A 24,601-nucleotide genomic window follows, 5' to 3' on the forward strand; every position below is an offset into this window, starting at 1 on the left:
TTCGTGGCTGCATGGCCTGTAGTCGCCTGAAGGACATCCGACCCATGAAGCATTTCAAGCTTTCTTCGGCCGCTGCGCTGCTGGTCGCCGTCATGCTGCTCGCGGCTTGCGGGGAAACGGCCAAGCTGCCGCCCGAAGCCGGCATCGGCCCCACGCCGCAACTGCCCGCGCCCAACAAGACGCTGATCCCGACCGTCAACATCGCCCCGGCCACCGGCTGGACCGACACCGCCGGCCCGAGCGTGCCCAGCGGCTTCACCGTGACGGCGCTGGCCCGCGGGCTGGACCATCCGCGCTGGGTCTACCCGCTGCCCAACGGCGACGTGCTGGTGGTCGAGAGCAACAAGCCGCCGAAGCCGGAAGGCGCGAACGGCGGCGGCCTGATGGACATGATCAGGGGCGCGGTGATGGGTCAGATCATGAAGCGCGCCGGTGCCCAAGTGCCGAGCGCCAACCGCATCACTCTGCTGCGCGATGCCGACGGCGACGGCGCGGCGGAGGTGCGCCAGGTGTTCATGCAGAACCTGGTGTCTCCTTTCGGGGTCGCGCTGGTCGGCAACGAGCTCTTAATCGCCAACGCCGACGCGCTGGTCAAGGTGCCCTACGCCGAGGGTCAGACCTCGATCACGGCCGCCCCGACCAAGGTGACCGATCTGCCGGCCGGCATCAACCACCACTGGACCAAGAACGTGATCGCCAACCGCGAGGGCACCAAGCTCTACGTAACGGTCGGCTCCAACAGCAACATCGGCGAGAACAGCTTGGCGGCCGAAGAGGGCCGGGCCGCGATCTGGGAGGTCGACGTGAAGAGCGGCGAGAAGCGGTTGTTCGCCACGGGTCTGCGCAATCCCAACGGCATGGCCTGGGAACCGGAGACCAACGTGCTGTGGACGGTGGTGAACGAGCGCGACGAGATCGGCAGCGACCTGGTGCCCGACTACCTGACCTCGGTGAAGGATGGCGCCTTCTACGGCTGGCCCTGGAGTTATTACGGCCGCCATGTCGATGTGCGGGTGACGCCGCCCCGGCCCGAGATGGTGGCCAAGGCCGTGGTGCCCGACTATGCGCTGGGCTCGCACGTCGCAGCGCTGGGCTTGGCCTTCTCCAACCCGCGTGGCATGCCGCCCGAGTTCGCCAACGGCGTGTTCATCGGCGAGCACGGCTCGTGGAACCGCAGGCCGCTGTCGGGCTACAAGGTGGTGTTCGTGCCCTTCAGCGGCGGCCGGCCCAGCGGGCCGCCGGTCGATTTCGTCACCGGCTTCCTGAGCGCCGACGAGAAGGCGCAGGGCCGTCCGGTCGGCGTGGCGCTCGACAAGAGCGGCGCGCTGCTGGTGGCCGACGATGTGGGCAACGCCGTCTGGCGCGTCGCGCGAGCGAAGTAGCTGCCTCTAGAAGCCCTGCAGCACCACCTTGCCCTGCGCCTTGCCGCTCTCGATCAGCGCATGGGCGCGGCGCAGGTTCGCCGCATTGATCGTGCCGAAGCTTTCGTTGGCCGTGGTGCGGATGCGGCCCGCATCGACCAGCGCGGCGACTTCGGCCAGCAGCTCGCCCTGGCGCGCGACGTCGGGGGTCTCGAACTTCGAGCGCGTGAACATCGACTCCCAGTGCAGCGAGATCGCCTTGCCCTTGAGCGGCATGGCATCGAACACCGCCATGTCGTCGATCACCGCGAGCTGGCCCTGGGGCTTCAGGCTTTCGACGATCTGCGCGTAGTGCTGCCCGGTCTGCGTCAGGCTGGCGACCATGTCGACTTCGCCGATGCCGGCAGCCTTGAGTTCGCCGGCGAGCGGCTTCGAGTGGTCGATCACCGCGTGTGCGCCCAGCGCCAGGCACCAGGCGCGCGTTTCGGCGCGCGAGGCGGTCGCGATGATGCGCAGCTGCGTGAGCTGGCGCGCCAGCTGGATGAGGATCGAGCCGACGCCGCCGGCGCCGCCGACGATCAGGAGCGTCTGCCCGGCGCCGCCGTTCTTCGGCACCCGGAGCCGGTCGAACAGCAGCTCGTAGGCGGTGATCGTGGTCAGCGGCAGGGCTGCGGCCTGCGCGTCGTCCAGGCGCTTCGGCGCGAGCGCTGCGATGCGTTCGTCTACCACATGCAGTTCGCTGTTGGTGCCGGGCCGGGTGATCGAGCCTGCGTAGTACACGCGGTCGCCCGGCTTGAAGCCTTGGACCGCCGCACCGACGGCCTCGACCGTGCCGGCCGCGTCCCAGCCCAGCACCTTCGCGTCGGCCGCCCCCGGCCGCGCGCCCTTGCGCACCTTGGTGTCGACCGGGTTCACGGAAATCGCCTTCACCCGCACCAGCAGGTCGCGCGCGCCGGGCGTGGGCTCGGGCAGGCTGAGGTCTTCGAGCGAGGCGGGATCGTCGATGGGAAGGGATTGGCGGTAGCCGACGGCTTTCATGGTGTGTCCTTGGAGGAATGGAATCGATGCGGTCGAATGTAGGCATCGCGGCCGGCTTTGATAAGCTGCCCGCAAAGCGCATCAGTTTCAAATGAAAATTGAAAATATCGCGGACCTCCACGTGCTGGTGCACACGGCGCGCGGCGGCACCCTCACGGCGGCGGCGCGCGCGCTGGGCATCACGCCCGCGGCGGCCAGTGCGACCTTGAAGCGGCTCGAGGCACAGCTCGGCGCACGCCTGTTCGAGCGCTCGACCCGCGCGATGCGGCTCACGCCGCAGGGCCAGACGCTGCTCGACTACGCCAGCCGCGCCTTCGAGCTGCTGGCCGAAGGCGAGTCGCTGGTGGCGGCCGATCGCGGCGCGCTGGTCGGCACGGTGCGCGTCGCCGCGCCTTCGGACCTCACGCGCAGTGCGCTCCTGCCGTGGTTCGACGACTTCCTCGATGCGCATCCGGGCCTGCAGCTCGCGCTCTCGGTCGGCGACCGGCCGCTCGACGTCACGCGCGACGAGGTCGACGTGGCGCTGCGCTACGGCGCGCTGGCCGATTCGCGGCTGGTGGCGCGCAAGCTGGCCGATTCGCGTCCAGTGCCGTGCGCTTCGCCCGCCTACCTTCGCCGGCACCCAGCGCCGCAGGTGCCGCAGGACCTGCTGCAGCACAACTGCCTGACCTTCCATCGCAGTGGCCGGCGCCAGCGCGTCTGGCGCTTTGCGCGCAACGGCCAGTGGACCGAGGTGCGCGTCGACGGCGACCGCATCGTCGACGACGCCTCGCTCGCGCGCCAGTGGGCGCTCGCGGGCCGCGGCATCACGCTCAAGTCGGCGCTCGACGTGCAGCAGGACGAGGCCTCGGGTGCGCTGGTGCGGCTTCTGCCCGACTGGGACACCGAGCCCTATCCGCTGCACGCCCTGCTGCCCAGCGGCCGCTTCGTGCCGGCGCGGGTGCGTTCGCTCATCGATTTCCTGGCGGCCAAGTTCGCGGCGCTGCCCTCGCACCACTAAGCTCGCACCACTAAGATTGCCTCATGACTGCCCTTGCCAGCCGCTTCTGGTCCCAACTCACGACACGCGATTTCGCCGCGCTCGATCCGGCCGCGACCGTCGCGGTGCTGCCCCTGGGCGCGACCGAGCAGCACGGCCCGCATCTGCCGCTGGGCGTGGACTCGACCCTGGTCGACGGCATCGTCGCCGCCGCGCTGCCGCTGCTGCCGGCCGAGCTGCCGGTGCTGTTCCTGCCGACCCAGCAGATCGGCCTGAGCCCCGAGCACGCGCGCTTTGCGGGCACGCTCACCCTGTCGGCTGAGACGCTGATCCGGGTCTGGAACGAGATCGGCGCCGGCGTCGCGCGTGCGGGCGTCAGGAAGCTGGTGCTTTTCAATGCGCACGGCGGACACACCGGCGCGATGGACATCGTCGCGCGCGAGCTGCGTGCGGCGCACGGTCTCATCGTCTACAGCGCGAGCTGGTTCAACCTGCCGCTGGGCGATGCGGGCGCGCAGTTCAGCGCCGACGAACACCGTTTCGGCGTGCACGCCGGCGAGATCGAGACCTCGATGATGCTGGCCCTGGCGCCGGGCCAGGTGGCGATGCAGGCGGCGCGCGATTTCGGCTCCAGCTCGCGCCAGCGCGCGGCCGATTACCCGGTGCTCGGCAACGGCAGGAGCGCCAGGCTGGGCTGGGCCATGGAGGACTACAACCCCGCAGGTGCCGCCGGCAACGCCGCCGCGGCGACCGCAGAGAAAGGCCGCGCGGTGATCGACGCCGCGGCGCGCCAGCTCGCGGCGCTGCTGGCAGAAGCATCGCGCCTGCCGCTGTCGACCGCGCACACCGGGCCGTTGGGCTGAACAGCCTCAGCCGGCCACCGCCGGCCCGCCCGGCGCGGCTTCCTTGATCTTGATCGTGCCGTCGGGCCGCTCGCAGGTGCCGATGAGCAAGCCGCTGGCGACCGCATGCGCGCGCAGCGCATCTACCACCTCATCGCGCCCCGGGCTGGCCGAGAACGCGGGCGCGCTGGCCAGCGCGAAGAGCTGGAAGGCATAGCGGTGCACGCCGTGTCCCGGCGGCGGATCGGGCGGCAGCCAGGCGGCCTGGAGGTAGGAATTGCGGCCGGTGTGAACGCCGGTTCCCTCGTTGCCGGCACTGGCGATCGCGGCCTCGGGCAGGTTGCCGTCCTCCGCCGGAAGGTCGACCACGATCGCATGCACCAGCGGATGGGGCGTCGGCGAATCGGCATCCTCGACCAGCAGCACCAGCGAAGCGGCGCCGGCCGGCACGCCGGTCCATTGCAGGGGCGGCGACAGGCCCTCGCCGTCGGCCGTGTAGCGCGGCGGCAGCGGCGCATGGTCGACGAAGGCCAGGCTGGCGACCGAGATCGAGGCCATGCCCTGGCGCAGCCCCAGGGTGTTGAAGGCGATCTCGTCGAGGCCGGCGCGCACGCCGTGGAGGGCGTGGCCGATGGCTTCGGGAAGCTTTTCGAGCATCCCGCCTGTATAGCTCGCGGGCGGCAGCAGGCGTGTAGGCAGGCTCCGCTATCATGAAACGGCGCTGCGCTCCCGCGGTCGCCTCTTCCCTCCCATTCCAATACCAAGGAAGCGTATGAGCATCGTCTGGACCATCCTGATCGGTTTCGTCGCGGGCCTCGTGGCGCGCGCCATCAAGCCCGGCGACGACTCGGCCGGCTTCATCGTGACCACCTTGATCGGCATCGCCGGTTCGCTGATCGCGACCTACCTGGGGCAGGCGATGGGCTGGTACACCGCGGGCCAGGGGGCCGGCTTCATCGCCTCGGTGGTCGGCGCGATCGTGCTGCTCTTCATCTGGGGCCTCGTCAAACGCAAGTGAGCGTGCCGGGCAGCGATGGCCCGCAAATCCAGGGCGCACCACCATGTCTACGTCGTCGAACTCGACGACCGGGTCTGGAACATCGCCCGCTTCCGGCGCGCCAACCCCGACTATCGGCTCGGCCAGCCCTTCGTCTACGTCGGCATGACGGGGCTTGATCCCGACGTACGCTTCGACAAGCACAAGGCTGGCATCCAGGCCAACGCCTTCGTGCGTGACTATGGGCTCAGGCTGTTGCCGGCCCTTTATGCGGTCTACAACCCGATGCCCTACGAGGCCGCGCGCGAGATGGAGGTCGAACTCGGCATCGCGTTACGCGAAGCCGGCTATGGCGTCTGGCAAGCTTGAAATAAGCTCTCCCCCAGGCTTCGCGCACTTTGTGTCGCTACGCCAACCCCCTCACCGGGGGCAACACCAGCGGGCCGGCAAAGCCGGTTCCGCGGTGTTCCTGGAAGGGAGCTCGGGAACGCTTTGACGTGCAACGACAGGAGGCGCTATGGACGGTACGGCCTGCATCGTGATGACCACCGCCAGCACCGAGGACGAGGCGGAAGCGCTCGCCGCCGCGATCGTCGAGGCGGGCCTCGCGGCCTGCGTGCAGGTGCAGCGCGTGCGCAGCTTCTATGTCTGGCAGGGCACGCTGCACCGCGAGCCCGAATGGCTGCTTTTCATCAAGACCCTCGCCGCGCGCTATGTGGTGCTGGAAGCCTTCATCCGGGAACGCCACAGCTACGAAATGCCGGAGATCGTGCAGCTGCCGATCACGGCCGGGTCCGCGGACTACCTGCGCTGGCTCGCTGACGGCAGCGCGGGCGTCGCTCAGGCGTAGGTCACCCAGTCCGCCCAGGCCGGGCCGTCGAGGTGCGGCAGCGTGTTGTAGGTCACCAGCATGTGGCGCTTGGGCGTGAAGGCGAATTCGGTGACGGCGGTGTTGCGGATGCGCAGGTTCAGCTCGATGGTGGTCTCGGGGCTGGTGCCCAGCACGTGGCCGACCGCGGTGCTGATCGGGCCGCCGCTCGACACCACGAGGACCCGGGCGCCGTGGTGCTTGCCGCGCACGTGGTCCAGCGCGCTCGTCACCCCGGCCAGGAAGTCGACGTAGCTCGGCATCCCGGCCGGTGCCGTCCGGCCCTGCATCCAGGCACCCAGCCCGTCGCGCAGCAGCCGGAAGTGGTGGCGGTACTTCTCGGGTGAATCGGGCTTCTCGAGCTTCTCGGGATGGATGGTCGCAATGACCGCTTCGGCGTCGTACTCGTCGAGTCCCGGCCAGGGCAGCACGTCGTCGCGCGCGAGGCCCAATCCTTCGGCGATGCCTTCCCAGGTCTGGCGATGGCGTTTCAGGGTGCCGGTGATGACGGCATCGAACTGCATGCCGCGCTCGCGCCAGTACTCGCCCAGGCGCCGCGACTGCCGATGGCCCAGTTCGCTCAGCTGGTCGTAGTCGGCCGCGCCGAAGCTGGCTTGTCCGTGGCGTACGAGATAGAGGGTTCCCATGCGCGGAATTCTGCCGGCGCGCGCCGGAAAAGCGGGTCACTGCTGCGACCTTTCTGCGCTGGACGGGTGGGGTGATGGGCGCTGAAGTGTGAACTTTTTCATACAAATCATGTAATGAGTTGAATCACAAAGTTCTCATTCTGTAAGAATGCAAACTTTCGTTAACACCGATCGAGAGCTGCCGGTCCAGGGACGCCGCTTTCATAACAAGAGGACAGCAGAGCATGAACAAGTCATATCGGAGCGTCTGGAATCCCGCACTCGGGGCATGGGTCGCGGTGTCGGAGATCACGGCCGCGCGCGGCAAGCGCTCCGGCGGCCTGGGCAGCCTGCTGGTCGCGGCGGGCCTGAGCGTCCTGGCGGCATCCGGCGCCGCGCAGACCGTCGACTACAACGACGGCGACAACCTGGCGGCTGCGATCGACACGACGCCGTCGGGCGTGACCCTCAACAGCCTCGGTGCGGGCACGGCCACGCAGAGCGGCGTCGTCAGCGGTACCAACGGCATCGTCAAGACCGGCGCCGGCATCATCGTCCTGGGCGCTTCCAACACGTACCAGGGCACCACGACGATCAATGCGGGCGCCTTGCAGGTGAATTCCGATGCCAACCTCGGCACCGGCGGAGCCATCGCTTTCGGTGGCGGCACGCTGCGCCTGGGCGCCGACAACTTCTCGAGCGGCCGCGCGATCGTGCTCGGCGCCGCCGGCGGCACCGTCGATGTGGCCGGCACCCAAACCAATACGCTGAGCGGCCAGATCACGGGCAGCGGCGTGCTCACGCTGCGCAACACCGGCACCAATGCGCTAGGCAGCGAGACCCAGCGCCTGAGCATCGACAACGCCGCGAACAACTACACGGGCGGAACCGTCCTGCAGGGCAACGGGACGGCCGGCCGCCTCAATGTCTGGACGCACACGACGGGCTCCTTCGGCAGCGGCCCGATCACCATCCTTGAGAACGCCGAGTTGCGCTTCCAGGACGCCACCGCGAGCGCCGGCAACCTCGCCATCACGGTGCCGGTCGGCGTCAACACCAACGTCAACGGCAGCAACAGCGGCCTCCAGTTCCAGAACGGCGCGAACGCCGGCACGGCGACGATCACCAACAACGGTGCAGGCACCTATGTGCTGTTCGGCGGCGGAGGAGCCAGCGCGCAGCAGGCGACCCTCAACAACAACGGCGGCCGGCTGATCTTCCAGGAGAACAGCAACGGCGGCACCGCCACCCTCAACAACGGCGGCACGCTCCAGATGGCGAACACGGCGGACCTGAGCGGTGCCACCGTCGTCAATACCGGCCAGGTCTACGTCAACGACATCAGCGCGCCGGCGGCGGCGATAGGTTCCCTGTCGGGCTCGGGCAGTGTCGTACTCGGCACCGCCACGCTGCAAGTGGGGGCGCTGAACAAGAACGACACCATCAGCGGGGTGATCTCGAACACGGGCCCGGGCTCGCAGGACAAGAACGGGTCGCTCTACATCAATCCCGTGATGCTCGGCAACGGCGCCGTGGTCAAGGTCGGCGCCGGCACCCTGACCCTGACGGGCGACAACACCTACACCGGCGGCACCACCATCAGCGGCGGTGCCCTGCAGCTGGGGGCGGGCACCGCCAGCGGCAGCGTGCAAGGCAACATCGCCATCGGCAGCGGCGCTTCGCTGATCGTCAATCGCTCGGACAACATCACACTGACCAACGCGCTCAGCGGCAGTGGCTCGCTGGCGCAGAGCGGCCCCGGCACCACGACCATCGGCACGGCCAACACCTACAGCGGCGGCACCACGCTCAATGCCGGCGGGCTCACCATCACGGCCGTTGGCGCGCTGGGCACTGGCGCCGTGACGATCAACGGCGGCACTTTCGGCACGCAGGTCCAGCTGGACAACGCCGTCGTCGTGAACAACAGCTTCAATGTCGCGCCGGTCGCCTCCTCCACCTGGACCGGCCCGGTGACGCTGAATGCAGACGCCACGCTGACCCACGTCGCGCCGCTGGGCTCGATCGTGTTCGCGGGCAGCATCGGCGGTGCGCACGGCATCACGCTCGACGGGGTCGGCGGCGGCTGGAGCGGCTACGCGTACAACGCCGTCAATACCTACAGCGGCACGACCACGGTGCAGGGCAACGCCAACCTGCTGCTGGCAGCCGCGGGCACCGTGCCGGGCGACCTCGTCGTCAACGGCAACGGCAGCGTGCTCGTGAACGGCAACGGCCGCCTGGCGCCGACCGCGAACCTCACGGTCAATTCCACCGGCAATGTCGTCGCGGGGCAGCCCGTGTCCGGCGTCGAATTGCTCAACGCGACCCAGACCATCGCCCTGCTGAACGGCAGCGGCACGGTCGGGCTGAACGGCAGCGAGCTGACGGTCGGCGCCGGCAATTTCAGCGGCGCGATGTCGAACGGCGTCTTCATGCCAGGGCCGCCCCCCGGCGCTGGTTCGCTGGTCAAGGCCGGCACCGGTACCCTGACGCTCTCAGGCGCCAACACCTACACCGGCAGCACCGCCGTCAGCGGCGGCACCTTGCGTGCCGGCGCGACCAACACCCTGAGCGCCGTGTCGGCGCACAGCGTGGCAGCCGGCGCCACGCTCGACCTGGCGGGCTTCAGCCAGAGCATGGCCTCGCTCAACAACGATGGCACCGTCTCGCTGGTCGGCGCCACGCCCGGAACCACGCTGACGGTGAACGGCCCCTACGTCGGCAACAACGGCACCTTGCGCCTGGGCACCATGCTCGGCGCCAGCGGCCCGTCCGACCGGCTGGTGCTCGACGGCGCCACCGCCGTCGCCAGCGGCAGCACCACCTTGCAGATCACCAACCTCGGCGGCCTCGGCGGCCAGACCGTGGGCAGCGGCATCGAGGTGATCACCGCGCTGAACGGCGCCGCCACCACGGCGCAGACGACCAAGAGCGCCTTTGCGCTCGGCGGAGCGGGCCACGTCGATGCCGGCGCCTTCGAGTACCGCCTGTACGCCGCCGATGCGAGCGGCGCCGGGGAGAACTGGTATCTGCGCTCGGAAGTGATTCCGCCGCCCCCTCCGCCCCCGCCACCGCCCCCGCCGCCTCCCGGCCCGCCGGCGCCTCCGGCTCCGCCGGCTCCCCCGGCGCCACCCGCTCCGGCGCCCGCGCCGGTACCGGTCACGGCCTACCGCGCCGAGGCCCCGATGCTCGCGGCCCTGCCGTCGCAGCTGCGCCGCACCGACCTCGCGATGATCGGCAGCCTGCGCAGCCGCCTCGGCGACGACGATGCGAGCGCGCGCGCGATCGCCAGCCTGACGCCGGTGGGCGGTGCGCTCTCGGCCGAGCGCCGCGCCTGGGCACGTGCCGTCTATAGCGATGTCGACATCCGCCAGTCGGGTGTCGTCAGCCCATCGACGCAGGGCCACGTCGCCGGCGTCCAGGCGGGCACCGATCTCTACGTCTCACAGCTCGGGGATTGGCACGCCGGCGTGTATGTCGGCACCCTCGACGGCGATGCCGACCTGAGCGGCTTCGCCAGCGGCGTCTATCGCCCGGTCGGCAGTACCGATCTGCGCGCCCGCTACCTCGGCGCCTACGCCTCGTATGCCAACGCGACCGGCTTCTACGTCGACACCGTGCTGCAGTACGGCTCGCATCGCTACACCATCCGTCCGCTCGGCGGCCTCGCGGCCTCGGGCAAGGGCAACAGCCTGACGGCCTCGGTCGAAGTCGGGCAGGCCTTTGCGCTCGGCGGCGGCTGGACGATCGAGCCGCAGGCGCAGCTGAGCTACCGCAAGGCGCGTGTCGACGACCTGGCGATCGCAGGCGCCCTGGTGCAGCAGGACGATTCCGGCAACTGGACCGCCGGCCTCGGCGTGCGCGTGAAGGGGGACATTTCCACCGCGGCCGGGCGGCTGCAGCCCTATGCACGCGTCGGCGTGGTTCGCGGCAGCGGCGGCAGCGATGTCGCGCGCTTCGTCAACGGCCCTTTCGTCACGCCCATCGGTAGCACGGGCAACTACACCTCGGTGGAACTGGCGGGCGGCGCCACGCTGTCGCTGAGCAAGACCGTGAGCCTGTACGGCGAAGTCGGCAAGGTCTTCAGCGCCGGCGGCGACACCAAGGTGAAATCGTCGATCCAGGGCGCGATCGGCGTGCGCGTGCGCTGGTAGCAAAGAAAACGCGGCGGGTGGAACTCGCGTGCGCCGGGCGGCTCGTACCGCCATGCGTGTCCTGACCACCTCCCCCGGTTCTCTTCCCCGGCGCACGGTCGCCGCCGCGCTGGTCGCAGCGCCCGCCCTCTGGCTCGGCGCGCGCGCGCAGCCGCAGGCGGCGCGCCTCGCCACGCCGTCGCAGACCGAAGGGCCGTTCTACCCCGTGCGCCTGCCGCAGGACGTGGACAACGACCTGCTGCGCAACGGCACGCTGAACTACCGCAGCGGCCAGCCGGCCTGGGTCGAGGGCAGCGTGACCGACCTGGCTGGCCGGCCGCTGCGCGGCGCCCAGGTCGAGATCTGGCAGTGCGACCAGGACGGCCACTATCACCACCCCGGCGACGGCGACCGCGCCGATGCCGCGTTCCAGGGCTTCGGCCGAGTGGCGGTCGATGCCGACGGCCGCTATCGCTTTCGCACCATCCGGCCCGTGGCCTACAGCGGCCGCACGCCCCACATCCATGTGAAGGTGAAGTTGGGCGCACGCGAGTTGCTGACGACGCAGCTCTATGTGGAGGGCGACCCCGGGAACGCGCGCGACTTCCTCTGGCGCAACCTGCCGGAGGCCTCGCGTGCCGCGATCACCGTGCCTTTCGAGCCGGCGGCGGATGGCGTGCGGGCGCGTTTTCCGATCGTCATCGCGGCCTGAGGCGGGCCGCTCTCAACGCTGCGACAGCACCCCGGCGAACATCGCGGCATCGACGTTGCCGCCGGTCAGCGCAATGCCGATCGTCTTGTCCTGCCAGCGCGAGCGCTGCTGCATCGCGCCCGCCAAGGCCGCCGCGCCTGCGCCTTCGGCCACGTTGTGGGTGTCGGTGAACAGCGCGCGCATCGCCACGGCCACTTCCTCGTCGCTCACCGCGACCACCTCGTCGGCCTCGCGCCGGATCACTGCCAGCGCCTCCGGCACCGGTGTGCGGCAGGCCATGCCGTCGGCCAGCCGCGTGCTGACGGGCGCTTCGATCGGACGGCCGGCACGGAATGAATCGAGGTACGCGGTCGCATGCGCCGACACCACGCCGACGAGCCGCGTCTTGACGCCGCAATGCGCACGCGCCGCCGCCGCGGCCGCGAAGCCGGAGCCCAGTCCGATCGGCACGAACAGCACCTCGGGCGGCGCATCGGCCAGCGCTTCGAAGAATTCCACATAGGCGGTCGCGACGCCGCGCACCAGCTCGCGATGGAAGGAGGGCACGCGATGCAGCCCGTCGCGCTCGGCCAGGTGCGCGGCATGCTCGCTCGCGGTCTGGAACTCGTCGCCGTGCTCGACCAGCGTGACGCCGAGCGCGCGCATGGCTGCGTTCTTCTCGACCGAGTTGCCGTGCGGCACCACGATGGTCGCCGCCAGGCCGTGGCGCCGCGCGGCGAAGCCGACCGACTGGCCGTGGTTGCCGCGCGTGGCGCTGATCACATGGCGCACCCCGGGCTCGTCGCGCGCCAGCGTCTCGAAGTAGGTGAGCCCGCCGCGCAGCTTGAAGGCGCCGGCCGGCGTGTGGTTTTCATGCTTGGTCCACACCGTGCAGCCCAGGCGCCCGGCCAGCAGCGGCCAGGCATACTGCGGCGTCGGCGGCATCGCCGCGTAGACGGTGCGGCGCGCGGCGGCGATCTCTTCGCGTGTGAATCGCATCGGCTACTTGCGTTCCGGCAGCGCGATGCGCACCGCGAGCGCGGCCAGCACGCTGCCCATCACATAGCGCTGGGCGCGCAGCCAGCCTTCGCTTCGCGACAGGAAGGCCGTCAGGCGCGCGGCACTCAGCACCAGCAGCACGTTGACGGCACCGCTGACGCCGATCTGCACCGCGCCCAGCATCAGGCTCTGCAGCAGCACCGAGCCGCGCTCGGGATGCAGGAACTGCGGGAAGAAGGAGAGGTAGAACATCGCCACCTTGGGATTCAGCAGGTTGGTGACGAAGCCCATGCTGAAGAGCTTGGCCGGCGGATCGTCGGGCAGCAGCCGGGCCTCGAAAGGCGCGCTGCCGCCCGGCTTGACCGCCTGCCAGGCAAGCCACATCAGGTAGGCCCCGCCGGCCAAACGGATGGCGTCGAAGGCGAAGGGCACGGCGATCAGCAGCGCCGTCAGCCCCAGCGCCGCGGCCATCAGGTGCACCACGAAGCCCAGCAGCACGCCGGCCAGCGACATCAGTCCGGCCGCGCGGCCCTGGCACAGCGCGCGCGAGACGCAATAGATCATGTTCGGGCCGGGCGTCAGCACCAGCACCAGCGCGGCGAGCGCGAACAAAGCGAGTTCGGTGAAGCTCATCGGCATGTCAGATCCCCTCGGAGTCGAGCGTGACGGTGCCGCGCGGCGTATCGAACACCGCGCGGAGCTTGGGCGCGCCGGTGCTCACCGGCACGTTCGAAAGCCCGATGGCTTCCATCGCCGCGTCCAGGTCGCCGGCGCGCGGATGCGCGACGGTCAGCGAACGCAGCCTGACGCCGGAATCGGCCATGCCGTCGCTCGGATGCACCGGGCCCCATTCGATCAGCGTGGGCAGCGTGCCGTACATCAGGCGTTGGCCGTCGTCGCGCACCGTGATCTGCCATGCGAGCCGGCCGGCCGGCGTCTCGCGCGAGGCTTCGAGCACGCGGCCGCGGTCGATGCGCTGCCGCGCCAGGGCCTGCACGGCCGCGCCGGCATCGGGCACCTCGGCCACGAAGTGCACCAGCCGCGGCCCGCCGCGTGCCAGGCCGGCCTGCAGCTCGGCATCGTCGAGGTCGAACCAGCGATGGGTGCCGGCGGCCCGCGTCGGCCTGGCCTTGGGGTCGATCGCGATGATCTCGAGATAGGCGCGCGGGAATTCGACGGTTGCGATCTTCATCAGGCGGTTGTGTGTGCCCATCAGCGGATGCGCGCCGCCTGGGCCGGGCGCGATGCCGAAAGTGGCTTCGCACCACTGGACGCCTTCGTCGAGGTCGCCGGCGGCGATCACAAGGTGGTCGATGCGCGCTTGCACGAGGCCTCCTAGAGCGTGACCTTGCCGTCGATGCAGGTGACCGAGTCGCCGCCGATCCAGACCTGGCTTTCCGCGTCGCGCGACACATGGACGCGTCCTGCGCGGCCCAGGCACTGGCCTTGCGCCGCGAGGTAGCGTTCGGGCAGGTGCCCATCGGCGATCAGCCATTGCGCGAGGCTGGCGTTGAGGCTGCCCGTGACCGGATCTTCCTCGACGCCGATCGGCGCCGCGAAGGCGCGCACCTCGAGGCCGATGCCTTCGTCGTTCGAGCGCGCGAAGGCGCGCGCCTCGCGGTTGGAACGCGAGATCAGGGGCGAGGCTGCATCGTCTTCCGCCGCAGGGACGCCCGCCACGCCGACCTTCTGGCCGAGCTCCTTGAGCATGCGGTGGTCGGGCTTGAGCGCGAGCACGGTGTCCGCGTCGTCGAGCAGCAGGCCCAGCCACACCGGACCGTTGTCGAGCTGCTGCGCAGCCACGATCTGCTGCGACTTGAGGCCCAGCGCGGCGGCCACCTTGGCCAGCAGCGAGGGGCTCGGCGCGCTGCGCCTGAGCGGCGGCGCGGCGAAAACGAGGCGTTCGCCCTCGTGCCGGATCGGCACCAGGCCTGCGGCGCACTGCTGGACGATGCGGCCTGCCGCCTTGGGCCGGCCGCCGGCCTGCAGCCAGGCATGGCAGCTTCCCAGCGTCGGGTGGCCGGCAAAGGGCAGCTCGCCGCCCGGCGTGAAGATGCGCACGCGGTAGTCGGCCGACGGTTCGCTGGGCGGCAGCAGGAAGGTGGTCTCTGAAAGGTTGGTCCACTTCGCGAAGCTCTGCATCGCGGCATCGTCGAGGCCGGTGGCGTCGAGCACCACCGCGAGGGGATTGCCGAGATAGGGCTTCGCCGTGAAGACGTCGACTTGCTTGAAGGGGCGGGTTTTCATGAGCTTCATTCCAGTGCGAGGTCGAGCACGCCGCGTGCGCCGGCGCGGCTGCGCAGATCGGCGAACCAGCGCTCGACATGCGGCCAGGCGGGCCGCGTGTATTCGGTCTGCGGCAGGCCGAACCAGCGGTGCGCTTCACAGCCCACCGGGATGTCGGCCATCGTGAATGCATCGCCGAGCATGAAGGCGCGCGTGGCGAGGTGCGCGTCGAGTAGCGCGAACAGCGGCTCGGTGGCATGCACCGAATGCGCGATCACGGCCGGGTCGCGCTGGCCCGAAGGCACGCGGACCCACTGCCTGAAGGCACCGGCGCTCACCGGATTCAGCGTGGTCTGCTGCCAGTCCATCCAGCGCTCGGCGTCGAAGCGTGCGGCCAGCGGCTCGGGATAGAGCTTGCCGGGCGAGTGCTTGGCGCAGAGGTAGCGCACGATCACGTTCGATTCCCAGAGCGTGACGCGGCCCTCGCCCTCGCCGTCGTCGATGGCCGGCACCAGCGCGTTCGGATTGAGCCTCAGGTATTCGGGCGTCTGGACGATGCCGAACTTGCCGCCGGCCTCGGTGCGCTGGAAATCGAGCCCGATCTCCTGCGCGCACCACACCACCTTGCGGACGTTGATGGAGCTGATGCGCCCCCAGATATTGAGCATGGTCAGAATCCCTTCGAGGGGCGGTCGATCAAGAGAAGACGAACGGCCATCGCGATCATCACCGTGGCGAGCAGGCCGCGCTGGAAGCCGGCGGAGCCGCGCCGGCGCTGCAGCCAGCGGCCGATCTGTCCGCCGCAGGCACTCAGCACGGTGTTGAAGACGAGCCCGGCCAGCGAGAGCGCGACACCCAGCAACACCAGCTGCATCGGCACGCTGCCGCGCGCCGGGTCGACGAACTGCGGCAGGAAGACCATGAAGAACAGCAGCGCCTTCGGATTCACCAGGTTGTTGAGCCAGGCCATGCGCAGCACGCGCGCGAAGCCGGCGCGATCGGCGTGCGCCTGCAGGCGTGCATCGCCCGAGCGGAGCGCCTGCCAGGCGAGCCACAGCAGGTAGAGCGCGCCCGCATAGCGCAGCAGGTCGAAGGAGGGCGGCCATGCCGCCACCAGCGCGGTGACGCCGGTCGCGGCGCACAGGGTGTGGACCAGGTCCGCCGCCGCGATGCCGAGCCCGGCCGCGAAGCCGGCGCGCGGCCCCAGTGCGACGCCGTGCGAGAGCACGAAAGCCATGTTGGGCCCGGGCGAGAGGAACAGCGCCAGCACCGCCACCAGGAAGAGCGAGAGGGTCGCGAGGTCGATCATGGCGTGCGCGTCTCGAGGTAGGGCGTGATGTTCTTCATGGCGCGCGCGACATAGGCTTCTTTTTCGCCCACCGGCGCGACGTAGTGGAGCGCATCGGCCGCGGCCTCGGGGCCCTCGGTGCGCGCGATGATCCACGCAGCGAGATAGGGCGACGCGAGGCAGCCGCCCGCGGTCGCCACGTTGCCGGCCGCGAAGAAGGGCTGGTTCAGCACCTCGATGCCGGCCTCCTGCACCCAGGGCTTGGTCGTCAGGTCGGTGCAGGCCGGCACGGCGCCCAGCAGGCCCAGCTTGGCCAGCAGCAAGGTGCCCGAACACTGCGCGCCGATCAGCTGGCGCGACGGGTCGAGCGTGAGCGCCGAGAGGATGGCCGGATCGGCCGCGATCTCGCGCGTTCGGATGCCGCTGCCGACGATCACGGCCTCGGCCTCGCAGGCATCCGCCAGGGATGCGCTGAGCTTCACCGTCACGCCGTTCATGGACGTGACTGAGGCGCTCGGTCCGGCCAGGCTGACGCGCCAGCCCGGCTTCTTGATCCGGTTGAGGACGCCGAGCGCGATCAGCGAGTCGAGCTCGTTGAACCCTTCGAAGGTGAGGATGGCGATGTGCATCGTCGTGCCTTGATTCGATGCCCGTTACACGGGACTGGCGGCGAGTTGGCGCTCGACCTCGGCAGCCGCGTTGTGCGCCAGCTGCTCGCGCACGGCCTCGCCCAGCGCGGTGATCGCGGTGTCGATCTCCTCGACGCTCGCGGTCACGAAGGACAGGCGCAGCGTACGCGGATCGCTGGCTCCCGCATAGAAGGGCGCCCCCGGCACGAAGGCCACGCCGCGTTCCACCGCCTTCGGCAGCAGCGCCACCGCGTCCATGCCCTCGGGCAGGCGCAGCCACAGGAACATGCCGCCGGCCGGCTTGTTGAACTCCACGCCCAGGCCCTTCATCTCGCGCGCCAGTGCGGTCAGCATCGCATCGCGCTGGCGCTTGTAGAGCGCGCGGATGGTCGGCACGTGGCGATCGAGGAAGCCCTCTTTCATCACTTCGGCCACCATGCGCTGGTTGAAGCCGGGGCTGTGCAGGTCGGCCGCCTGCTTGGCCTGCAGCAGCTTCGGGAAGATGGCCTTGGGCGCCACCATGAAGCCCAGCCGCAGGCCCGGCGCCAGCACCTTCGAGAAGGAGCCGAGGTAGACGCAGCCTTCGGGGTTGCGCGCGGTCAGCGGCAACGGCGGGGCTTCGTCGAACCAGAGGTCGCCGTAGGGGTTGTCCTCGACGATCGGAAGCCCGGCCTTCGCGGCCGCGGCCGATACTGCGGCTCGGCGCTCCTCGGTCATCGTGCGGCCGGTGGGGTTCTGGAAGTTGGGCAGCAGGTAGACGAAACGCGCGTCCTTCGCTTTTGCCACGAGGTCGTCGACCGACACGCCCTCGTCGTCGCTGGCCACGCTCACGGGCTCGGGCTCCATCGGCGAGAAAGCCTGTAGCGCGCCCAGGTAGGTGGGCGTCTCGACCAGCACGCGGCTGCCCGGATCGAGCAGCACCTTGGCGATCAGGTCCAGGCCCTGCTGCGAGCCGGTGGTGATCAGCACCTGCGCCGGATCGACCGGCCAGGGCAGCATCGCCGCGACCGCTTCGCGCAGCGGGGCGTAGCCTTCGCTGGCGGCGTACTGCAGCGCGGCCTGGCCGTCCTTGTGCAGCACTTCGGCGCAGGCCTCGGCGAAGGCGCTGATCGGGAAGGTCTTGGGCGAGGGCAGGCCGCCGGCCAGGCTGATGATGCCGGGGCGCTCGGTGACCTTGAGGATTTCACGGATCACCGAAGGGTTCATCTTTTCGGCGCGGGCGGCGAGTTTCCAGTTCATGTCGTTTCCTTGGATGTGCGAGTCGTTATCGTGATGCCGCTGCGAGCACGGCGGGCGTGCGCGGTTGCGAGAGCTTCTTGCCGGCCACCACGGTGGCCACCACCGCCCCCGCGAAGCCGAGGGTGACGATGTCGATCGGCTCGCCGAGCAGCGGCACCGCGGCGAGGATCGAGAGAAAGGGTTGCAGCAGCTGGGTCTGGCTCACGCGCAGCGCACCGCCCATCGCGAGGCCGCGGTACCAGGCGAAGAAGCCCATCCACATCGAGAATACGCCGACGTAGACGAAGCCGATCCAGGCCGAGACGGCCACCGGCTGCTCGGGCCACAACCACAGCGTGCCCGGCAGCGTGACGGGCAGCGCCATCACGCAGACCCAGCAGATCACGCGCTCCGCGCCCAGGGCTGTAGTGACCTGCGCGCCGTAGATGTAGCCCAGCGAGGCGGCGAACACCGCGCCGACCAGCAGCAGGTCGCCCCAGGCGAAGCCGAAGGCGGCGCCCTGGTCGCCCGCGCGCAGCACGGAGAACACGATCACCAGCGCGCTGCCTGCCAGCGCGCAGAGCCAGAAGCCGAGCCGCGCGCGCTGGTGGAGCACCCAGGCCGCGCAGGCTGCCGTGACCAGCGGCAGCAACGCCGTGACCACCGCCGCATGGCTCGCGCTGACCACGCGCAGCGCATAGGCCAGCAGCAGCGGGTAGCCGATCGCGTTGCCCAGCACGGCCATGCCAAGCGGCTTCCACTGATGGCGCTGCGGCAAGGGTGGCCGCGTGACGAGCAGGAAGATCGCCGACAGCACGCCGGCCAGCGCCGCGCGGCCCAGCGTCACGAACCAGGGCGAGAGTTGCGGCGCGTCCTGCGTGCCGGTGGCGAGCCGCGTCATCGGCAGCGTGACCGCGAAGAAGGCGACGCCCAGCACGCCGAGCCACATGCCCAGAGTCTCGTCCTTGATCTTCATACGCTCGCCATCCACCAGGCCGTGAGCACCAGCACGGCGGCCATGGCGCGGTTGAACCAGAGCAGCCGCTTTCCCTGGGCCAGCCAGTTGCGCAGCAGCGCGCCGGCCAGCGCATAGATGAAGTTGCTGGTGAAGGCATAGACCAGCATCACCGGCGCCACGATCGCAAGACGCTGCAGCGCATCGGCATGGCCGGCGATCCAGCCCGCCACCAGCGTCAGCGCCAGCAGCCAGGCCTTGATGTTGAGGAACTGCAGCAGCACGCCCTGCTTGAAGCCGACCGAGAGGCGCCGGCCGTCGGCCTGGCCCATCGTCGCGCTGCCGCTGAGTTTCCACGCCAGCCACAGCAGATAGGCGACGCCGAGCGCCTTGATGGCCCAGCGCAGCGACGGCGCGGCGAGCACCAGCGCGCCGATGCCGGCCGCGCACAGCAACAGCAGCAGGGTCCAACCCACCGGTACTGCAAAGACGAAACGCATCGCGCGCGGCAGGCCGCCGTTGGCGGCGAGCGTGGTCGACAGCGTGGTGTTCGGTCCGGGCGAGAAACTCATCGCCGTGGCCAACACCAGCAGCGCGGTGAATTCTTGCCAGTTCATGGGACACACTCTAAACTGAGGACCATTACAGTACCGATACAGATCGCCGGACAAGAGTCGAGCCTGTATCGGTCCAACGATCGACACAGAACACAGACGCGCATGCTGACACGGACCTCGACCCAGTCGCTGACGGAGCAACTCGCCGACCGTTTTTCCGAGCGCATTCGCACGCGCCTGCTGGCGCCCGGCGCGCGCCTGCCCTCGGTGCGCGAGTGCGCGCGGCAGCAGGGCGTGAGCCCGCACACGGTGGTCGCGGCCTATGACCAGTTGCTCGCGCAGGGCCTGGTCGAAGCCCGGCGCCAGCGTGGCTTCTATGTGCGCGACTCGATCGCGGCACAGGCCGGGCCGGCCTTGTCGACCATGGGCCCGATCTCCGAGCAGCCCGCCGCCAAGCCCGTGCCCGCCGATGCGAGCACCCTCATCCGCGGGATGTTCCATCGTCCCAGCGACAAGCCGCAGCCTGGCATGGGCGTGTTCCCGTCCGAATGGCTGGACTCGCCCTTCACGGCCGCTGCGGTGCGCCGCGTGACGAGCACCCGGGCGCTCAAGGATTTTTCGCTGCAGTACGGCGAGCCCGCGGGCGACAGCGGCCTGCGCCGCAGCCTGGCGACCAAGCTGGCGAACATCAACGTGCCGGCCGGGCCGGAACAGATCGTGACCACCGTCGGGGCGACGCACGCGCTCGACATCGTGAGCCGCACGCTGCTGCGCGCCGGCGACGCGGTGATGGTCGAGGAGCCCGGCTGGGCGCTGGAATTCGCGCGGCTCGAGGCGCTCGGCATGCGCATCCTGCCCGTGCCGCGCAAGGCCGAAGGGCCGGATCTCGAAGTGATGGAGCGTTACTGCGATGCTGGGAACGGCCACAAGCCCAAGCTCTTCGTGAGCGTGAGCGTGCTGCACAACCCGACCGGCTACAGCCTCACCCCGGGCAGCGCGCACCGCGTGCTGCAGCTGGCGAACAAGCACAACTTCCACATCGTCGAGGACGACACCTACAGCCATCTCGCGCCCGAGCATGCCACCCGGCTCAGCGCGCTCGACGGACTACAGCGCACCATCTACGTGAGCGGCTTCGCGAAGATCCTGGCGCCCAACTGGCGTATCGGCTTTCTCGCTGCCTCGCCGGCCTTGGTGGGGCGCATGCTCGAAACCAAGCTGCTCACGACCTTGACCACGCCCTCGCTGTTCGAGCGCGCGCTGGCGTGGTGTATCGACCAGGGGCAGTTGCGCCGGCATGCCGAGCGCATCCGGCTGCGGCTTGACGGCGCACGTGGACGTACTGTCAAGCTGGCGCTCGCAGCCGGCTGCACGCTGGCCTCGGAGCCGGCGGGGCTGTTCGGCTGGGTCGACACCGGTGTCGACACCGATGCGCTGACCCAGCGCATGCTCGACGAGGGCTATCTGCTGGCGCCGGGCTCGCTGTTCCATGCGCGTCGTCCGCCGAGCACCCTGATGCGGATCAACTTCGCGACGGCGCAGGACGCGACTTTTTGGAAGGTGTTCGCGCGGGTGAAGACGCAGCTCTGAAGCCGGGCGCCTCAGAGTAGCCGGTCCGGCGCGAACGGGCCGAACAGCTTCAACAACAGCCGCAAGCCGACACTGGCGTCGGGCTCGGTGGCGCTGTCCTTCAGTCCGCTGTTCTGCGGGGCGCGCCATACGAGGCCGTTGTCGCCGCGCTCCACATGCCATGCGCCGTCGCGCATGGCAATCTCGATCTGGCCACTCGCGACGCGGCAGAGTTCGTCGCTGCGGATCAGGAGCGCGATCTCGGTGTTCTGCAGTTGCGAGCGCAGATCGAGGTTCATCGAACCGACCACCAGCAGCCGGCCGTCCATCACCAGCGCCTTGGAATGCAGCATCGAGCGTGATTCGCCGGGCTCGCTGCCGCCCGCGGAGCCGAAAGCACTGCCGAGCCCAGCCTGTTCGCTGCGCATCTCGTACAGGCCGACGCCCATCGACAGCAGCTCTTCGCGGTGCCGCGCATAGCCCACATGGGCGACCGGCGCATCGTTGGAAGCCAGCGAGTTCGTCAGCACGCGGATCCGGACGCCGCGCGCGAGTGCCGCCGCGAAAGCCTGCTTCATGTCCTGCCCAGGCACGAAGTAGGGCGAGATGATGAGCAGCTCGCTCTTCGCCTGGCCGATCAGCTGCAGCAGGCCCTCGACCACCGTTTCGCCGTCGGCAGCCGTATCGGCCGCGGCCGCGAGCGAGCTGCCGCCGCGCGTTGCGGCCGAAGAAGGCCGTCGGCCTTGCTGCGTCACGACGAGGCCCGGTGCCTTCTCATTGCCGGGACTGCCGCGCGGCACATCCGCCGGGATCTTGGCTGGCTTGTCGACCAGCACCGCCGCGGGTGCCCAGACGAAGGTCGCGCTCGTCAGGTCCATCGGCTTCTCGTCCCAGGCGCGAGCGCGCCGTTCGGTCGCAGGCGCAGCATTGGGAGGGCGTGGCTCGCTATCGTTCTCTTGCGTCTTGGGCTCGGCGCGGGTCTCGTTGCGAATCGCCTCGAGTTCTTCACGCGTCACCAGCGACTGCACCGGATAGGCGCGTTCGTTGTTCCAGTAGGCGTCGAAGCTTCGCGAAAGGTCTTGCACGACCGGCCCCGCGGCCAGCACATCGAGGTCGACGAAATTGCCCGCTTCGCCATTGCCGAAATAAGCATCGCCCAGGTTGCGCCCCCCGGTCACGCCGAGCACGTTGTCGGCGATGAAGAGCTTGTTGTGCATGCGCTGCTGGATGCGCGACGCATCGTCGAGCGCATTGAAGAGGCGGCCCAGGCTCGAGCCCCTCGCCCCCGCCAGCGGGTTGAACATCCGCATCTCGATGCTCGGAACGAAGGCCAGGCGCATCACCAGCGCGTTTCGCCCCGTGCTGTGAAAGTCGTCGAGAAGGATGCGCACGCGCACGCCGCGCTGTGCCGCATCGCGTACCGCCTGGAGCAACCGGTCGGTGCTGGCGTCGGCATGAATGGCGTAGTACTGCAGGTCGAGGGTCTTCTGTGCGCCTTCGGCCAGCGCGAGCCGGCTGCCGTAGGCGGCCGGCGGACCGTTGAGCAGCAGAAAGCCGGATTCGGAGCGGGCGCCGGCGGCGGTTCGGCGTTGCTGCACCAAGGCTGCGAGCGGGGTCCCGGCGGGCGAGGCCAGCGAAGTCGAAACCGGCCGTTGCACATCCTTGGGCAGTTCGGCGCAAGCCGGCAGTACCAGCGCAATGCCCACTGCCACGCACCAGCGGCGGGCGGATCGTCCGAGAGCGCGGAATGCGAACATGCAGCAATTGATGAGTTTGGGTAACTACATGTATAGCGCAGCCGCGCCACGCCGCGCGTCGGACGAAAGCCCGGCTATCCCTGGCGCGCCGCGCCGAGTTCTTCCCAGCGCTCGAGCGCGGCCAGCAGTTCGTCGTCGATCTGCGCATGGCGCTCGCCCAGTTCAGCTGCGCGCGATGCCTCGTTGGCGTAGATGGCGCCGCCGTCGAGTTCGAGCATCTCGGTGATGCGCTTCTGTTCTTCTTCCAGGGCTGCGATCTGCGTGGGCAGTGTCTCGAGTTCGCGCTGCTCCTTGTAGCTGAGCTTCTTGCGGGGCGTCGCGCGCGGGGCGGCTTCGGCGGCGGGCGCCGCGGCGGCCGCCGCAGGGGCTGGAGCGGGCGCAGATGCGGCCGCTCTTTGGGCGGCGAACTCTCGTGCGCGCTTCGACTGGATCAGCCAGTCCTGCACGCTGCCTTCGTACTCGCGCCAGTGGCCGCCGCCTTCGAAGGCGATGGTGCTGGTCACCACGTTGTCGAGGAAGGTGCGGTCGTGGCTCACGAGGAAGACCGTGCCGTCGTAGTTCTGCAGCAAGTCTTCGAGCAGCTCCAGCGTGTCGATGTCGAGGTCGTTGGTCGGCTCGTCGAGCACCAGCACATTGGCCGGCCGCGCGAACAACCGCGCGAGCAGCAGGCGGTTGCGTTCCCCGCCGCTGAGCGAGCGCACCGGTGAATGCGCGCGCGCGGGCGAGAACAGGAAGTCTGCGAGGTAGCTCTTGACGTGCTTGCGCTGGTTGCCGATCTCGATCCACTCGCTTCCGGGGCTGATGAAGTCTTCCAGCGTGGCGTCGAGATCGAGCGCATCGCGCATCTGATCGAAGTACGCCACCTGCAGGTTGGCGCCGCGGCGGATCTTGCCGCTGTCGGGCTCGAGTTCGCCGAGGATCAGCTTCAGCAACGTGGTCTTGCCGGCGCCGTTCGGGCCGATCAGGCCGACCTTGTCGCCGCGCAGGATGGTGCCGGTGAAGTTCCGGATGACGGTGTTCTCACCGAAGGCCTTGGAGGCTCCCGTGAGTTCCGCGACGATCTTTCCGCTCGACTGGCCGGAGGCGACGTCCATGTTCACGCTGCCGATCACTTCGCGCCTGGCCGCGCGGTTGGAGCGCAGCGCCTCGAGGCGGCTGATGCGGCTCTGGCTGCGCGTTCGGCGAGCTTCCACGCCCTTGCGGATCCATACCTCTTCCTGTGCGAGCAGCTTGTCGGCCTTGGCGTTGATGACCGCTTCCTGGGCCAGCTGCTCTTCCTTCTGGATCAGGTATTGCTCGAAATTGCCCGGGTAGGAGCCGAGCTTTCCCCGATCGAGCTCCACGATGCGCGTGGCCACGCGGTTCAGGAAGCTGCGGTCGTGCGTGATGGTGACGACGCTGCCCTTGAAGTCGATCAGCAGCTGTTCGAGCCATTCGATCGAATCGAGGTCGAGGTGGTTGGTGGGTTCGTCGAGCAGCAGCACGTGGGGAGCGGCCACGAGCGCTTGCGCCAGTGCCACACGCTTGCGGGTTCCGCCCGACAGTGCGCCGATGCGCGCGCTGCCGTCCAGATGCAGGCGATGGAGCGTCTCGTCGACGCGCTGCTCCCAGTTCCAGGCATCGAAGGCCTCGATCTGCGACTGCAGCGCGTCGAGGTCGAGTCCCGCGGCGCCGGACAGGTATTGGTCGCGAATGGCGATCACTTCTGCCAGCCCTGCGCTCGCCGCCGTGAAGACGTCGGCGTCCATGTCCAGCAGGGGCTCCTGCGCAACATAGGCGACGCGCAGACCTTGTTGAAGCTGCAGCGTGCCGTCGTCGGGCTTTTCCAGCCCGCCCAGGATCTTGAGAAGAGAGGACTTGCCGGC

Annotated in this window: 24 protein-coding genes (1 of these 24 running past the window's edge); 9 read left to right on the plus strand and 15 right to left on the minus strand. The window is 69.5% G+C overall.

From position 1 onward, the window contains the following. The first annotated feature begins 44 nt into the window (after positions 1-44). Positions 45-1,382, plus strand: a complete 1,338-nt coding sequence (locus ACSQ9A_RS04270) for a PQQ-dependent sugar dehydrogenase (RefSeq protein ID WP_436302800.1) — start codon at positions 45-47, stop codon at positions 1,380-1,382. A gap of 6 nt (positions 1,383-1,388) precedes the next feature. Here ACSQ9A_RS04270 and ACSQ9A_RS04275 read toward each other — a convergent pair whose 3' ends face one another. Beyond that, a complete protein-coding gene (locus tag ACSQ9A_RS04275; protein WP_436302802.1) occupies positions 1,389-2,399 on the minus strand; it encodes a zinc-binding alcohol dehydrogenase family protein in 1,011 nt (336 codons plus the stop codon). A 91-nt stretch (positions 2,400-2,490) separates the two neighbouring features. Between ACSQ9A_RS04275 and ACSQ9A_RS04280 the strand changes: the two genes are divergently transcribed. Together ACSQ9A_RS04280 and ACSQ9A_RS04285 are read left to right on the plus strand one after the other, a co-directional pair. Beyond that, entirely contained in the window at positions 2,491-3,399 is a 909-nt protein-coding gene (locus tag ACSQ9A_RS04280) for a LysR family transcriptional regulator (RefSeq protein ID WP_436295436.1), read from the plus strand. A 23-nt stretch (positions 3,400-3,422) separates the two neighbouring features. After that, positions 3,423-4,241, plus strand: a complete 819-nt coding sequence (locus ACSQ9A_RS04285; protein WP_436302803.1) for a creatininase family protein — start codon at positions 3,423-3,425, stop codon at positions 4,239-4,241. Between the two features lie 6 nt (positions 4,242-4,247). Here the strand turns inward: ACSQ9A_RS04285 and ACSQ9A_RS04290 are convergent, their stop codons facing one another. Beyond that, positions 4,248-4,877 carry a YbhB/YbcL family Raf kinase inhibitor-like protein gene (locus ACSQ9A_RS04290; RefSeq protein WP_436302804.1) on the minus strand — a complete coding sequence of 210 codons (630 nt, stop codon included), beginning with the start codon at positions 4,875-4,877 and terminating at the stop codon, positions 4,248-4,250. Between the two features lie 115 nt (positions 4,878-4,992). Between ACSQ9A_RS04290 and ACSQ9A_RS04295 the strand changes: the two genes are divergently transcribed. The 3 genes from ACSQ9A_RS04295 to cutA all read left to right on the plus strand — a co-directional run bounded on the left by ACSQ9A_RS04295 (position 4,993) and on the right by cutA (position 6,067). Next, entirely contained in the window at positions 4,993-5,238 is a 246-nt protein-coding gene (locus ACSQ9A_RS04295) for a GlsB/YeaQ/YmgE family stress response membrane protein (protein WP_093111353.1), read from the plus strand. 15 nt (positions 5,239-5,253) lie between these two features. After that, positions 5,254-5,586 carry a hypothetical protein gene (locus tag ACSQ9A_RS04300; RefSeq protein ID WP_093111355.1) on the plus strand — a complete coding sequence of 111 codons (333 nt, stop codon included), beginning with the start codon at positions 5,254-5,256 and terminating at the stop codon, positions 5,584-5,586. Positions 5,587-5,734: 148 nt separating this feature from the next. After that, on the plus strand, positions 5,735-6,067 hold the full coding sequence (gene cutA, locus ACSQ9A_RS04305; RefSeq protein ID WP_093111357.1) for a divalent-cation tolerance protein CutA: 333 nt from the start codon (positions 5,735-5,737) through the stop codon (positions 6,065-6,067). On the opposite strand, the gene ACSQ9A_RS04310 is transcribed toward cutA, so the two are convergent. Continuing rightward, positions 6,058-6,732 (minus strand): histidine phosphatase family protein, encoded by a 675-nt coding sequence (locus ACSQ9A_RS04310; protein WP_436295438.1) that lies wholly within the window; start codon positions 6,730-6,732, stop codon positions 6,058-6,060. The two genes, cutA and ACSQ9A_RS04310, sit on opposite strands and share 10 nt — an antisense overlap. A gap of 224 nt (positions 6,733-6,956) precedes the next feature. Between ACSQ9A_RS04310 and ACSQ9A_RS04315 the strand changes: the two genes are divergently transcribed. Together ACSQ9A_RS04315 and ACSQ9A_RS04320 are read left to right on the plus strand one after the other, a co-directional pair. Beyond that, positions 6,957-10,868, plus strand: coding sequence for an autotransporter outer membrane beta-barrel domain-containing protein (locus ACSQ9A_RS04315; protein ID WP_436302805.1), 3,912 nt, complete (start codon positions 6,957-6,959; stop codon positions 10,866-10,868). Between the two features lie 52 nt (positions 10,869-10,920). Beyond that, positions 10,921-11,559: a protocatechuate 3,4-dioxygenase gene (locus ACSQ9A_RS04320; protein WP_093111363.1), complete on the plus strand. Its 639-nt coding sequence runs from the start codon at positions 10,921-10,923 to the stop codon at positions 11,557-11,559. Between the two features lie 12 nt (positions 11,560-11,571). Here the strand turns inward: ACSQ9A_RS04320 and ACSQ9A_RS04325 are convergent, their stop codons facing one another. The 10 genes from ACSQ9A_RS04325 to ACSQ9A_RS04370 are packed head-to-tail and all read right to left on the minus strand — an operon-like array spanning position 11,572 to position 19,470. After that, on the minus strand, positions 11,572-12,537 hold the full coding sequence (locus ACSQ9A_RS04325; RefSeq protein WP_436302806.1) for a threonine dehydratase: 966 nt from the start codon (positions 12,535-12,537) through the stop codon (positions 11,572-11,574). A 3-nt stretch (positions 12,538-12,540) separates the two neighbouring features. Then, on the minus strand, positions 12,541-13,176 hold the full coding sequence (locus ACSQ9A_RS04330) for a LysE family translocator (RefSeq protein ID WP_436302807.1): 636 nt from the start codon (positions 13,174-13,176) through the stop codon (positions 12,541-12,543). Position 13,177: 1 nt separating this feature from the next. Beyond that, complete coding sequence (locus ACSQ9A_RS04335; RefSeq protein WP_436302808.1) at positions 13,178-13,864, minus strand: VOC family protein; 687 nt, start codon at positions 13,862-13,864, stop codon at positions 13,178-13,180. 8 nt (positions 13,865-13,872) lie between these two features. Beyond that, complete coding sequence (locus ACSQ9A_RS04340) at positions 13,873-14,784, minus strand: PhzF family phenazine biosynthesis protein (protein WP_436302809.1); 912 nt, start codon at positions 14,782-14,784, stop codon at positions 13,873-13,875. 5 nt (positions 14,785-14,789) lie between these two features. Continuing rightward, on the minus strand, positions 14,790-15,431 hold the full coding sequence (locus tag ACSQ9A_RS04345; RefSeq protein ID WP_436295442.1) for a glutathione S-transferase family protein: 642 nt from the start codon (positions 15,429-15,431) through the stop codon (positions 14,790-14,792). A 2-nt stretch (positions 15,432-15,433) separates the two neighbouring features. Next, complete coding sequence (locus ACSQ9A_RS04350; protein WP_436302810.1) at positions 15,434-16,072, minus strand: LysE family translocator; 639 nt, start codon at positions 16,070-16,072, stop codon at positions 15,434-15,436. Beyond that, positions 16,069-16,680, minus strand: a complete 612-nt coding sequence (locus tag ACSQ9A_RS04355; protein WP_093111377.1) for a DJ-1/PfpI family protein — start codon at positions 16,678-16,680, stop codon at positions 16,069-16,071. Before ACSQ9A_RS04355 ends, ACSQ9A_RS04350 begins: the two co-directional genes overlap by 4 nt. A gap of 24 nt (positions 16,681-16,704) precedes the next feature. Continuing rightward, positions 16,705-17,919, minus strand: coding sequence for a PLP-dependent aminotransferase family protein (locus ACSQ9A_RS04360; RefSeq protein ID WP_093111379.1), 1,215 nt, complete (start codon positions 17,917-17,919; stop codon positions 16,705-16,707). Between the two features lie 25 nt (positions 17,920-17,944). Next, a complete protein-coding gene (locus tag ACSQ9A_RS04365) occupies positions 17,945-18,874 on the minus strand; it encodes a DMT family transporter (protein WP_093111381.1) in 930 nt (309 codons plus the stop codon). Next, a complete protein-coding gene (locus ACSQ9A_RS04370) occupies positions 18,871-19,470 on the minus strand; it encodes a LysE family translocator (RefSeq protein WP_093111383.1) in 600 nt (199 codons plus the stop codon). Before ACSQ9A_RS04370 ends, ACSQ9A_RS04365 begins: the two co-directional genes overlap by 4 nt. 102 nt (positions 19,471-19,572) lie before the next feature. Here ACSQ9A_RS04370 and ACSQ9A_RS04375 point away from each other — a divergent pair, with 102 nt between their 5' ends. Continuing rightward, positions 19,573-21,000: a PLP-dependent aminotransferase family protein gene (locus tag ACSQ9A_RS04375; protein WP_436302811.1), complete on the plus strand. Its 1,428-nt coding sequence runs from the start codon at positions 19,573-19,575 to the stop codon at positions 20,998-21,000. A gap of 11 nt (positions 21,001-21,011) precedes the next feature. On the opposite strand, the gene ACSQ9A_RS04380 is transcribed toward ACSQ9A_RS04375, so the two are convergent. Together ACSQ9A_RS04380 and ACSQ9A_RS04385 are read right to left on the minus strand one after the other, a co-directional pair. Next, positions 21,012-22,736: a phospholipase D family protein gene (locus ACSQ9A_RS04380; protein WP_436302812.1), complete on the minus strand. Its 1,725-nt coding sequence runs from the start codon at positions 22,734-22,736 to the stop codon at positions 21,012-21,014. Between the two features lie 74 nt (positions 22,737-22,810). Then, positions 22,811-24,601: the 3' portion of an ATP-binding cassette domain-containing protein gene (locus tag ACSQ9A_RS04385; RefSeq protein ID WP_093111389.1), read on the minus strand. It continues 117 nt past the right edge of the window; the window shows 1,791 of its 1,908 coding nt (coding positions 118-1,908); its start codon lies beyond the right edge, outside the window — the gene reads right to left on this strand; its stop codon occupies positions 22,811-22,813.

Source organism: Variovorax sp. LjRoot290 (genome assembly GCF_964253985.1).
GTDB lineage: Bacteria > Pseudomonadota > Gammaproteobacteria > Burkholderiales > Burkholderiaceae_C > Variovorax.